Annotated in this window: 8 protein-coding genes; 1 reads left to right on the forward strand and 7 read right to left on the reverse strand. The window is 28.3% G+C overall.

The features are described from left to right. Window positions 1–146: 146 nt before the first annotated feature. From PHEL85_RS12865 to PHEL85_RS12875, 3 genes are read right to left on the reverse strand one after another with little or no spacing between them, the layout of a single operon-like run. Window positions 147–2,216: an OmpA family protein gene (locus PHEL85_RS12865; RefSeq protein WP_036825608.1), complete on the reverse strand. Its 2,070-nt coding sequence runs from the start codon at window positions 2,214–2,216 to the stop codon at window positions 147–149. Window positions 2,217–2,227: 11 nt separating this feature from the next. Then, window positions 2,228–3,163, reverse strand: a complete 936-nt coding sequence (locus PHEL85_RS12870; protein WP_036825610.1) for a type IX secretion system membrane protein PorP/SprF — start codon at window positions 3,161–3,163, stop codon at window positions 2,228–2,230. A 15-nt stretch (window positions 3,164–3,178) separates the two neighbouring features. Beyond that, window positions 3,179–6,082 (reverse strand): gliding motility-associated C-terminal domain-containing protein, encoded by a 2,904-nt coding sequence (locus tag PHEL85_RS12875; protein WP_036825612.1) that lies wholly within the window; start codon window positions 6,080–6,082, stop codon window positions 3,179–3,181. A gap of 154 nt (window positions 6,083–6,236) precedes the next feature. On the opposite strand from PHEL85_RS12875, the gene PHEL85_RS12880 reads away from it, so the two are divergent. Then, window positions 6,237–7,589: a UDP-N-acetylmuramate--L-alanine ligase gene (locus PHEL85_RS12880; RefSeq protein WP_036825615.1), complete on the forward strand. Its 1,353-nt coding sequence runs from the start codon at window positions 6,237–6,239 to the stop codon at window positions 7,587–7,589. Here PHEL85_RS12880 and PHEL85_RS12885 read toward each other — a convergent pair. The 4 genes from PHEL85_RS12885 to PHEL85_RS12895 all read right to left on the reverse strand — a co-directional run bounded on the left by PHEL85_RS12885 (window position 7,573) and on the right by PHEL85_RS12895 (window position 13,389). Continuing rightward, entirely contained in the window at window positions 7,573–8,670 is a 1,098-nt protein-coding gene (locus PHEL85_RS12885) for a nucleotidyltransferase family protein (protein WP_036825617.1), read from the reverse strand. The genes PHEL85_RS12880 and PHEL85_RS12885 overlap by 17 nt on opposite strands. Next, the gene (locus PHEL85_RS12890) at window positions 8,660–9,799 is read right to left on the reverse strand and encodes a hypothetical protein (RefSeq protein ID WP_036825621.1); all 1,140 of its coding nucleotides are present in this window, start codon (window positions 9,797–9,799) and stop codon (window positions 8,660–8,662) included. The genes PHEL85_RS12885 and PHEL85_RS12890 overlap by 11 nt, the downstream gene beginning before the upstream one ends. An 88-nt stretch (window positions 9,800–9,887) precedes the next feature. Continuing rightward, on the reverse strand, window positions 9,888–10,055 hold the full coding sequence (locus PHEL85_RS18000; RefSeq protein WP_200882356.1) for a hypothetical protein: 168 nt from the start codon (window positions 10,053–10,055) through the stop codon (window positions 9,888–9,890). Window positions 10,056–10,083: 28 nt separating this feature from the next. Next, window positions 10,084–13,389 (reverse strand): Calx-beta domain-containing protein, encoded by a 3,306-nt coding sequence (locus PHEL85_RS12895; RefSeq protein ID WP_036825624.1) that lies wholly within the window; start codon window positions 13,387–13,389, stop codon window positions 10,084–10,086. Window positions 13,390–13,450 lie beyond the last annotated feature (61 nt).

Here is a 13,450-nt window from a genome sequence, read left to right on the forward strand (position 1 = left end):
ATTTTAAATCAGTTTTAAACTTATATAAAATAATTATCAGCTTTTATTTAGTGATAATTATCCTTTTAATGAGTTTTGTTCTAAAGATAAATAATACTTTTTTTAAACGATACAAAAAACGAGCCAATTGGCTCGTTTTATATTTATTACTCTATTTTTTTGACAATAAATTCACATCTTCTATTTAATTCATGTTGTTCTTCAGTGCAAGAATCTTCTGTTTTACATTTTATTATGGGTTGGGTTTCACCATAACCAACTGCCGAAATTCTATTCTCTTGAATTCCTTTTTCAATAAAATATTCTCTTACAGAATTAGCCCTTTTTTGAGATAGATTAAGGTTGTATTGGTTGTGCCCTCTAATATCTGAGTGCGTTCCGATCTCAACAACCATTTTTGGATGTTTTTTCATTAAAGCAATTACTTTGTTTACTGCCGTTTTTGCATCTTTTCGTAAATACCAAAGTTTATAATCAAAATTTATATCTGCTGTTTTTATAAACAATCGATCATTATTTTTTTCGATACTTTTTTCTGAAGCTATAATTTTTTCAATTTTATTTTTCTTCTTTAACTTCACTTTTTGCTCAGCGATTAACTTCAATTTTAATTCTTTCTCTTTTTTTATTTGTAGAGCAATTTCTTTTTCTTTCTCAATTTGTTTCAAAGACTTTAGCGCTATAGAAATTTTATTGTTTTTATGTCTGATATTATCAATTATTAAAATTTTTTGTTCTTGCAGATAACCATTTTTTGAAGCAACTAGCGTGTAAGATAATTTACATTCTGTATTAAAACGGAATTTACCAACAGAATCTGTTTTCACTTCATTTAAAGTTTTGAAACCTTTTTTAATTAGAATAGTTGCGTTTTCTAATACTTCTTTTGTGTCTATATCAGTTATTAAAACGGCAATAGATTGTTCACATTCTTCTATAATTAATGGTTTTCTTTCTGAAACTTTATAAATATCATCACTACCTTTTCCAGAAGGTCTGTTTGATGAAAAATATCCTTCTTTAGTATCTGTATTTATATTAAAAGCAAAATCATCATAACCAGAATTAATAGGCAAACCAACATTGTCTGGTTTAGAAAATTGATTATTTATCGATTTACTAATAAAAACATCTAAAGAACCAAAACCTGGAAGCCCATTTGAAGAAAAATAAAGTTCATTATTTTTTGAAATAAAGGGGAACTGTTCCTTTTTATCTGTGTTTATGTTTTTTCCTAAGTTTTTAGGTTTTCCAAAATCACCATCAGCAAGAATTGCAATTTCATATATATCAAAAGAACCAAAACCACCTGACATGTCAGAAGCAAAATACAACGTTTTTTCATCGTTGCTTAACGCAGGATGTTCTGTAGAATAATCAATATGATTAAAAGGTAGAGATTGAATATTTGTCCATTCACCATTTATTAATTCTCCTCTAAAAATTTGCAGATGCGTTATATTCTTTTTGTCTTTATTTCTTTTGTTTTTTATAAAGTTGTTTCTAGTAAAATACACTGTTTTACCATCTTTAGTAAATATGGCATTTGCTTCATGTACTTTAGTATTAATATTGGCAGAAATACTTTTAACAATACTATCACCTAAATGAATTTTATCAATAGGAGTTTCATATAAATCTAAATACGGTTTACGATTCCATCTATAAGATTTCTCAAATAATTTCTTTTCTTTTTTTGAAGCAGAAAATATAATTTTATCATTTTGATTAATAGCCCCAAATTCAGAATTTTCAGTATTAATTGCTAAGTTTTTTATTTGATAACGGTTCCCAATAGCTTTAATATTTTCTAAATATTTTATAGATTCATTTAATTTTTCTAAGTTTTTTTTATCATTTTTTTTGATGTAAAAACCTTTTAAAACTTCATTAGCTTTATCATGTTTGTTTATTGCTTTTAACGTATGAATATATTTAAAGTAATATTCATCAGAAATTTGACTTCCATAAAAACCTACTAGGTATTTATAATAACGATTCGCTTTTGGCATGTTATATAAATAGTAATAACTATCTGCCAATTTTTGTACAGCTTCCATTGTTGTTTTGTCTTCCAAAACATTTTCATAAATAGGGATTGCCTCTGCATAAAAAGCTCTTTCAAAATACTTGTTTGCTTTATTAATATCAGACGATTGTGCATTGGTAATTGCTGCAAAACACAAAAAGAATATTGTAATTATTGTTTTTTTCATAATGCTAAATTTTAAAAGAATCTTGGAGATTTGTCATACCCTTTTTTGAACTCAATTAAATAGAGATCAAAGAGTAGCATTATTTCATGTGTTCCAGAATTAAAGTTTCCTAGGTTAGAGGTAGTATAATCGTAAGCATAACCAATTCTTAAATTATTTGTGGCTCTAACATTCACCATTCCGCTAAAAGAATCGTTTATTCTATAAGAGATTCCGCCTTCAAATTTATTATTGAATAATACGTTTATAGAAGTATCTAAGATAATTGGAGAACCTTTTACAGCTTTTGCCATAAATGATGGTTTAATTTTAAATTGATTATTAAGTTCGTAAACATAACCACCTGTTAAAAAGTAATGAATTTCTTCTGCACCCAATCTGTTCTGACCTTGTTTTTGCTCAATTTGTTTTGATTTTAAAAAATTAGGAGCAGAAAAACCGACATAATAATCATCTGTAAAATAGAAAGCACCTACACCAAAATTTGGTAGCATTCTATTCTGATTATTAAAAGCTTCATCGTTTGTAAGAAGTCCATCAGGAAGCTTAAAATCACTAAAATTTGTTTGAAAATTAGTAAAACCAGCTTTTAAACCTAATGATAGTTTTTGAGTTTCGCTTAATTGTAATACATAGGAAAAATCTGCATAAACATTATTTTCTTTTAAAATACCATCACCAATATTATCCGTAATAAAAGAGATACCCACTTGAATTTTTTCGGTTAGAGGTGCATGAGCAAAAAATGTATATGTTTTTGGCGCTCCAACAGCAGAAACCCATTGAGAACGATTCATTGCACCTAAATTAATAACATCTAAATCATTTGTAGCATAAGCAGGATTGATTATGCTTTGATTGTACATGTATTGTGTATATTGTGGATCTTGCTGTGAAAAGGCAAAAAAATGAAATGCGAAAATTATTAAGGGGATTATTTTTTTCATCTATTTTTTATTGTGTTATTTGCTCAAGTAAATTCTACCCTGTATAGGTTTTATGTTATCTTTATTATAGTTTAAAATGTAGAAATAAACTCCACTTGTAGCACTGTTTCCAGATTTATTATTTTTACCGTCCCAAGAAGGTTTACTTTTATTTCCTGTAAAAATAGATTGTCCATATCGATTAAAAATTTCAATACTATAATTAGGATAAAAGAGCTCTATGTTAGGTATAAAATATAAATCGTTTATAGAATCACCATTTGGAGAAAAACCATCTGGAATATAAAACCCATAATTTTCTGGATTACATTCTGAAAGACCAACAGATATCAATAAACGTTCACTTTCACAATTTGAAGTTGAACTGATACTTGCCACATAATAATTTACATTTTCTTGAATTTTTTCAGAATTATTAATTTCGAAGCCTCCTTGCAAAGAATCATACCATATTAGATTAGAATTGATGTCAGCATTTATATTTTTTTGAAAATCAAAAAGCGATAAATTATCTAAAGAGCATAATGAATTTGAACCAGTATAAGTAGGTTTTGTTAATGAAGTAATATTTACATTAAATTGCAAACGAGTATTAAATTCGCAACCATCAATACTTTCTACAGCAAAGTAATTTTTTCCATTTTCTAGAACCGTTGTTGTATTTAATAAGTTTCCGCCTGTTAAAGAATCATACCAAAGAATATTTCCTTCTTTTGCAACTGCATCTAAATTTGCAATTGAAACATTATCTATTGCACAAAAAGCAGGGCTTGTATTACTAGAAGTTATTAGTGATGGTTTATTAATTTTTACAACAACAGATGAACGTTGTTCACTTTCACAACCATTAGCAGTGTTGCTAGAACTCACAAAATAATCTTCTCCATCTATTAATAATGTAGCTATATCTAAAGAAATTAAAGTTGTGTTGTCTTCATACCAAATAAGATTTTCTCCAGATGAAACAACAATGTCAGAAATTTTTGGAGCATTTGTTGAGTTCAAACAAAAAGATTGATTTGCATCAAGACTTGGTGCATCTGGATGTCCTTTTATTGAGAAAAATGCTGTTTTTTTGAATTCAAATTCTGTTCTACAAGTATTCACATCATCTTGTACACTTTCTAGTATTACTTTATAATTACCTGCAGTTAAGTTAGAAATGTCGATATCATATTTTGCGATTCCTCCAGTTATAATTATTGTGTTTTTAGATATTATATTTGAGTTGTCAACTTCAGATACTATATAATCAATTGTATAAGTACCATTATGAAGAGTAGGAGCATCAATAACAGCTTTTATTTCTGTAGCACTACAATCATCATCAATTATAAAGTCTAATTGAATATCTTCAGGAATTAATGCTGCAGAAAAATCAAAGTCAATACATTCAAATCCATTTTCTGTAGGATTAACAATTGTTAAATTGTAATCAATAGCATTATCTGGAAAAACTGAGATGTCAACAGGTAAAATTGCTGTTCCGTCTGAAAAGCTTATTGCTTGATTTTCGACAATTTTAGAGCTATTGTTAATATAATCTTCTATAACGTAATTAATGTTATATGAATTATTTGATTGTTCTCCATTGTCATCAATTAAATTGCTAATTGTAATCAGAGCATCGGTACCATTAAAACATGACTCAGGAATAGAAGTTTCTGTGTTATAAATTACAAATTCATTTTCTAATATTTCTAAAGAGTTGCAAATAACACCATTAACATTAGATATTTTTGAGGCTGTAATTTTATATCTACCAGTTTCATTAATAGCGCCAGAAGGTAATTCTATAGAAGTTTTTTCAAGTAACACATCATTAGGATCATTTGTAATACTGGTAATTGTACCAGAGTAAACTAAATTATTTGTATTAGCATTTGTAATTTCATATTCAAGGTCATACGTAATTTTATCATTGTTTGAGTTTGTATAAAGAATTTCAATTAGTATAGGATTCTTTATACATTGTTTGTTTACTTCAAATTGCCCTTTAATTTCTGGAATAGAAATAATTACAGTCGATGTTTTTTCTACACAAACACCATGAGTTTGAAAAACGGTATAATCATATTTATAATCACCAGGGCCAAAAGTGTTATATATCTCTTGAATATTAATTGTTGAATCAAATGCATCTGAAATTTGATTAGTTCCATCGATATCTTCCCATATTCCATCATTATCTTCTTCGGTAAGTTGATCGAATAAGTTAACGTTAGTATATAATGAGAAATCTTCAGTTTTACAGATGATAATATTTTCTGGAGTTCCAGATTCTGGAGCTCTATGAACTTCTAATAATACTGTTGCAAATTTTGGCAAACAATTATCAACACTTTCTACAGTATACGTAAAAGAATAAGTTCCTTCTTCAGCTGCTTGTGCATTAAAAAACTGTCCACTTAGAAAACCTTTTGGAGTAGTAGGAGTTTCTTCCCATTCTCCATTGATATCAGCATTTAAATCTGTTAAATTATTATCTAAAAAGGTATATAAATCTACAGAAGAATTCGTACTACATGCGTTTGCACCTCCATTAATATTGTCTTCACCAGGATAACCACCTAAATTAATTGTAATTATTGCGCTTTCGTTACAATTTGAGTTTGTATATATAAAAGAGTGAACACCAAACCTGTTAATTTTCCATAGATTTACAATACCAGTAGCAGTATCTAAAGCAGTTTGATTTTGAGGATTATCACTTTTCCAAACACCTCCAGATTCTGGTGTACCAGCTAGTTGGTTAAAAAGGTTGAATGTTTGATTTGCTGCATCTAATTCTTTATCACAAATTGTAATAGAATTGTTAGATCCAGCACATTGTCCATGTAAATTATTTACAAGAAAAATTGAAGAAAAAATATATATAAAATATATTAATTTTATTTTAATTAGGGGTTTATGTAACATAAGAATTTTATAGGGGAAGGTTAAAAAATAACCTTATTATTATTAAAGTAAAATTAAGCATTTTTTTTATAATAAAATTTTAAGAAAGCTATTAAAGATAAAAGGTTAGTAAAACTTACTTTATTATCTTTACAAAAAAATAATTTAGAGATACATGAACATACATTTTATTGCAATTGGAGGAAGTGCAATGCACAATTTAGCAATTGCTTTACATCTAAAAGGATATAAAGTTTCTGGAAGTGATGATACTATTCATGATCCATCTAAATCTCGTTTAGAAAAGTATGGTTTATTGCCCAATGAATTTGGATGGTTTCCAGAGAAAATATCGGCAGAGTTGGATGTGATTATTCTTGGGATGCATGCAAAAAAAGACAATCTTGAGTTATTAAAAGTGCAAGAACTCGGATTGAAAATTTACTCTTATCCAGAGTTTTTATATGAACAGTCAAAAAATAAAACACGTGTTGTAATTGGTGGCTCTCATGGAAAAACTACGATTACTTCTATGATTCTACATGTGTTGAATTATCATGAAAAAGATGTAGATTATATGGTTGGTGCACAATTAGAAGGTTTTGAAACCATGGTGCATTTAACAGAAGAAAATGATTTTATTGTTTTAGAGGGGGATGAGTATTTGAGTTCGCCAATAGATATGCGTCCTAAGTTTCATTTATACAAACCTAACATTGCGTTATTAAGTGGAATTGCTTGGGATCATATCAATGTTTTTCCAACTTTCAAAAATTACATAGAGCAGTTTTCAATCTTTACAGATTCTATGATTAATGGAGGAATGATGGTGTATAATGAGGAAGATGAAATTGTAAAAGAAGTTGTAGAATCATCAGAAAATCATATTAAAAAATACCCATATAAATCTCCAAAGTATTTTATTGAAAACGGAATTACTTTTTTAGAAACATCAGAAGGAAATTTACCTTTAGAGATTTTTGGAAAACATAATTTACAAAACTTAGCAGGTGCAAAGTGGATTTGCCAGCATATGGGGATTGATGAAGATGATTTTTATGAAGCAATTGCCAATTTTAGTGGAGCTAGTAAACGTTTAGAAAAAATTGCAGAAAGTAATTCTACTGTTGTATTTAAAGACTTTGCACATTCACCAAGTAAGGTAGAAGCAACTACAAAAGCTGTAAAGGAACAATATTCAGATAGAATTGTTTTGGCTTGTTTAGAATTGCATACGTATTCTAGTTTAAATGCTGAGTTTTTAGCTGAATATAAGGGAGCATTGAATGCTGCTGATATAGCAGTTGTTTTTTATTCTCCTCATGCAGTAAAAATTAAACAATTAGAAGAAGTTACAGCACAACAAATTGCAAATGCTTTTGAAAGAGAAGATTTGATTATTTATACAAATCCACAAGAATTTAAAGACTTTTTATTTGATCAGAATTTAGATAAAACTGCTGTTGTTTTAATGAGTTCTGGTAATTATGGAGGTTTAGATTTTGAGGAAGTTAAGCGTTTGGTTTAGGTTTTTTTATACCAAATTGTTTTAAAAAGAAATTAAAGTCTTTAAATCGTCTAAAAGTATATGAACTATACTCTTTATCTGTAAATGAATATTGTAAAATTTTTATTTTGTCTTTAATCTTTATATAAGAGTTAATGATTCTAATTTTTTTGAGTTCTTTTTTAGAGTTTCCTATAATTTTTAGATACGATTCTAAATATTTTTTTGATTCTTTATTTATAGTGTACTCTAAACTTTCAGGTGAATTTAAAAGCTTTGAAGCGCATCTTTTATAATTATTAAGATATTTTTTTAGAGTCTTATTTTTTAGATTTCTTTTTTTTGAAGTTGTGTTAATAGACAATAAAAAACTATCATAAACATTTCTCAATGTTAGGGTTTTAGAAAAATATAGATTATCATTAATTTGTTTTTGTAAGATGGTAATTAATAGTTGATTCTCAAAAGAAGCAATATTGCAATTACTTACAGAAAATGAATTTTCTTTTAGAGTTTCATAACCTAAATTACTAGTGTAGGGCTTCTTTAAAACTTTGTTATGGACTTCTACCGCTGCAATTCTATTTTCTTTAACCATTTTAGGATAATGCCAATGAAAGTCCATATAAACTTCATTTTTTGCACTATATTTTTCGATTTTTAAAATTTCTACAGTTTTTTTAAAGTCTTTTTTAGATACTATAAAATCAATATCACCAACCATTCTTTCAGCAATATCTTCATATAAACCTTCAATTAGGTTTCCTGTACCTTTTAAGAAAATTGGTGCAATATTTTCAGCTAATAATAGCTCGTTAATTTCTTTAGCTTGCTCAATTATTTGTTGATTCCGTTCACGATTTAAATCAGTAATATGAACCATGTAATTCACCAATTCTTTTGGTAAATAATGAAGGAAATTAGCTTGTTTAAGATTGCAATATAACGCCGGAAACACAAAATGTGCAGTACTTACTTTTACAACAGGATCCCAATCGATGTTGCCTGATTTTAATTCTGTTTCTATTAAAACCTTATTTTTTATTTCATGATTTATTGTTAAACATTTTCCAATAAAAAATAAGGTTTCTTTATAGTTCATTCTCGAATATTTTAGAAACAGTTTTTATCATTTCTTCGTTTTTAGAATAGGTTAACTGGTAGCAATTTAGTGATGTAAACCAATCTAAAAATATTTGTGTATTTTCTTTTTTAGGAGATAACCAAGAATCAGGAATTAATTGCTGGAAAGCATCAATCTTCGAAATCTTTTCACAGATTAAATCAGAATCTTTTTCATATTTAATAAATACTAAATCATTGCAAGGTAAGTGACTAAAATAGTTTTTGTTATTTGGTTTTAAATAACGTACAATTTTGTTTAATCTTTTAAAATTATATTCAGCAGATGTTTCTAATTCCGGATAAATTGGTAATAATGTTTCTAAGCTATTTTTCTTTATAGAAATTGCTGAAGGAAAACTATAAACCTCTCTTTTTTCAATGTCCATTGGTACAAAATCATCTGCTAAACAAGTAAAACCATTAGCTTGTAATAATGCAAGAGAAGTGCTTTTTCCGTTTCCAGAATCACCTAAAAAAAGGATAGATTTTTTTTTATTACTTACCGCAGAAGCATGAAAAACTCCCATCCATTCATCTTCCTTTTTTTGATGAATTTTCTGTATCAATTGCATAGAAAATTTACCTTGAAAATAATGAACATTCTTATTACTCCAAGCACCTATTATTTTCTGATCAACAAAAAGAAAAATGTATTTATTATTAATAAAAACATCAAATTGATAATCAAAATTTTCAGAATTATCAATTACTAAATGAGCAAATTTTGGATGTACAAGAGATAGCTCTTTTTCACCTAAATATGATACTTTAAAAACAACATTATTAACTTTGTAATACTTTATGAATTCAAAAGATTTTGGAGCTTTTATATCTCTGTAATCATTTATCAATTCAGATTCAACATTACTTTTTGGTTGGTAAATTCTTTTTTCTAGATCCAATATAAAATCAATTGTCTTACCTATAGGAACTGAAAGTTTTTTAGATAATGCTTCAGCAATTTCATTTACAGAGATTCCTTTGCTTAATCTTTTTAAAATATCTGCAGTTGTATTTTCTAAAATTAGATATTCGTTACTGTTTTCAAACCAAACAATAGTTTTGTCTTCAACTGTTTTATATAATAAATTTGATTGTTTTTTCATAAAGAATAAAAGTAGCTATTTTATTAAATATATAAAATTAAAAACGCCTCAATTTTGAGGCGCTTTTAATAAAATATTTATATGATTGCTAGAAACCTGTACCAGGAGATTCTGGACTTTGAGCTTGTGCCTTTTGTGGACTAAGAATTAGATAGGTTCCAAGTGCAGTTAAAGCTGCATATTTACCGAAATTTCCTATTTTTTTAATTGCTTCTTTACGAGAAATATCTTGAGTATCTTTTATTTGTTTTTTCATGATGTTTTATATTTAAAAATTCTCGATTTTATTCTAAAATTATTTTTTTGTTCAATTTACCGTTTTGTGTTTCCAATTGAACAATATAAACTCCTTTTGCTAATTTGGGTAAAGAAATATATTTAGCTCCAATAGTTTTAAAAGAAGCATTCATTACTTGTTTTCCTGTAATACTAAATAACTTTATGTTAGCATTCCCTTGTGAAAATCCAATAATTTTTAATGTAGAAGCATCTGATTTGAAAATACTAATTGAATTTAAAATAGCATCATCTTTTACAGATAAAGCACTTTGAGTTGTATGAATGTAGAAACGACCAGTACCATTTAGAGCCTCTGATAAAGTTATTTTATATTCACTATTAGTTTTATCTAAACGAGTAAAAACATTTGTTAACCTATCTTCTAAAAATACTTTAGTATCTGAAGGTAAATTTAAAGCTTCTGCAGTAAAAGTAATTTCTTTTCCACTTATAGCATTTACACCAACAGGAATTACCATGTTTTCATAATCTGAATTTGGTAATGATTGAATTTGATAATTTTTATTTATGTTATTAGATAATAATTGTGTGTAAATATCAAAACTGTTAGGAATTCCTTTAAAAGTTTCACCATCAAAACCATTATCAAAGGCTTTACTACTTCCTTCTTTGTATCTTACTTTTGCAAACCTTATAGAGTTTCCATCAGTTATACTTAAAACAATTTCAGTGCTAATTGCTTTTAAGAAAGTATCAGTTTCATGACTTTGAGAGGTTTCTTCAAAAGTTAAATTACCTCCTGCAGATGCTTTTATAAAGAATCCTTGTCCTGGGGCAATTTTAAAGGCATCACCAGTCATTTTTGCAACATAATTTTTTGTTGATGAATCCCAAATCCAAATTGTTTCAGAGTCTAATAAACTAGTATTAGTTGTTAAAAAAGTTGCACTATTTATATAAGCTGTGTATGGGTTACCTACTAAATTATAACTAGTTGTGCCAGTTGTAATAGCAACATCACTAATATCTCCAGTATTTAGAGTTCCCGTAAAAGAAACATCACCAGTTGTAGTTCTTTTTATTGAGTAACCTGCCCCTGTAGCAAATGTACTTGTGGTACCATCTGAATATACCCAATTACTAGAAGCAACAGTGTTATTATAAGTTGCAATACCTCTGTTAGAAGCAGTTCCGCTAGCAATTTCATTTGTATCTGCCCAAGTTGTTCCATATGCTTGTCCTGTAACAGGAGAAGACATTAGGTGCCAACCTTCTAGTTTGTCTAAATTTGTATCTCCAGTTGTAGCTGGTGTTGTAATATTTCTATTGTAAGTTACACTACCTGTAACAGTTAATGTTGAGCTTGTATTTACAATAAAAGAATTACCTGAGGCCACACCAATATTGTTAACAGATGCATTTGATGAAACTGTATAATTATCATAAAAATATGCATCTTTTGTAGCAGTTGTTCCATCCATTGCAACAGAATTTACCCAAGCACCACCAGAATATACTAAATATTCTAACTCTCCTGGAGTTCCATCTGTAGGTGTTTCTGTTACGAAAGTATCAGTAAAAATATTTCTATAATCTTTGGTAGATCCAACACCAGTAAGTGTATCATCTATTAAAGTACCATCATCAGTATCTGCTGTTCCTCCTGTTTTAAGTTTCCATCTTCTTCCTGTTCCAAAATATAAATCTGAATGCCCACCATTAAAATTTACACTAGGATTTAAAGTTATACTATTAGCAGTATTAAAACTAGATCTGCTAGAACCTCTAGCTATAATTAAAAAACCATTCGCAGGTATTGTAACATCTACTGATGCTGTTGATTCATCTACACCAAAATCAAATGAATATTCATATGCTCCAGCAGAACTAAATCTTAATAGTTTACTTGTTGCTAAACTAACAGTTTCGTTAGAATTATTAAATAACTCAAGATAATCATTGTTGAAACCATTCTCAGAATCAAGAATTTCTGTAATAAAAACGGAACCTGCTGTTGGAACAGGAGGAATTTCATCATCTGTAATTGTTACAGTGTGTTGGCTTGTAGAAATAACCAAACCAGTTACAGAACTTGTTTCTGTTAAAGTTAAAATTACAGTTTCTTTATCAGCATCAGCATCAGCATTTATATCTAAAGAAATGTTTTGAGATTCATCTGTAGTAAAAGAAAGACTTGTAGTGTTTAAAGTAAAATCTGCTCCTTCTGCAGTTCCTGAAGAAGCGACACTAACATCTATTTGTGTTCCTGAATAATCTGAAACAGTAACGGGTATTGATACATTAAAAGTTGTATTTGTTTCTGTTTGAGAACTTGTTGCAGTATCAAAACCAATAGTTGGTGGATTTTCGTCATCATTTATTGTTACAGTATGTGTAGATTGAGAGATAACTAAACCAGTTACAGAACTTGTTTCGGTAATTGTTAAAATAATGGTTTCATCATCAAAATCTTCTGTGTCAGGAATAATGTCTAAAGAAATATTTTGAGAACCATCTGCAGTATAAGATAATGTACTTGTGTTTAATGTATAGTCTCCAGCTTCTGCAGTTCCTCCAGTTACCGAAACATTAACATCTATTTGATTTCCATCATAATTAGAAACTGTTACTGGTAAGTTTACGTTAAAAGTAGCATCTGTTTCAGTTTGAGAACTTGTTGCTGCATCAAAACCAATAGTTGGAGTAGAAGGTGCTGTGCCATTTAATATTAATTCATCTATTACGAATTGTTCATCTCCAGCTTCTCCTCTAACTGTTAATTTTAAATCCAAAGAAACTCCAGTTGATGGAATGTTTTCTGTTATAGTTTGTAATACTAAATTTAACGATGTAACACCATCTGTCAAAGCACTATTTCCACCAGGACTAGTAAAATCAAAAATTTCGGTATATGAACCAGCATCTATTTTATACTCAAGTTTAATACCTTCTCCAGCATCAAATTTGTTAGTAACTGCACCTAAGTCGATGGAAATATTTAAATTAGTGTAACCATTTATATTAATGTTAGACCAAGTTATTTCTCTAAATGTGTTTCCTCCTTCACCATTTAAATCTTCTCCGGTTAAATAATTACCAGTAATTCCTGTAAAAGACGCTAAACCACTAGGAGTATTGTTATTTGGGTTATTGTCGAAATCATTGGTTGAACCATCTGTAGGGTCTATAATTCCAAAATAATCACCAGATCCATCCGTGAAAAAGGATTCGCTTTTTGTAAATTGAGAATCATCATTAAAATGCTCTATTAATATTTGGCTAAAACCAAGTTGTGTAATCATTGCAAAAGTAAAAAGCATTGCAATTTTTAAAAAGTTTTTTTGTTTCATGTTAAATTGATTTATTATTGCAATAAAAATACAATTTTTAGTGAAACAAAAACAACTAAAA

The organism is Polaribacter sp. Hel1_85, assembly GCF_000766795.1.
Taxonomy (GTDB): Bacteria; Bacteroidota; Bacteroidia; order Flavobacteriales; family Flavobacteriaceae; genus Polaribacter.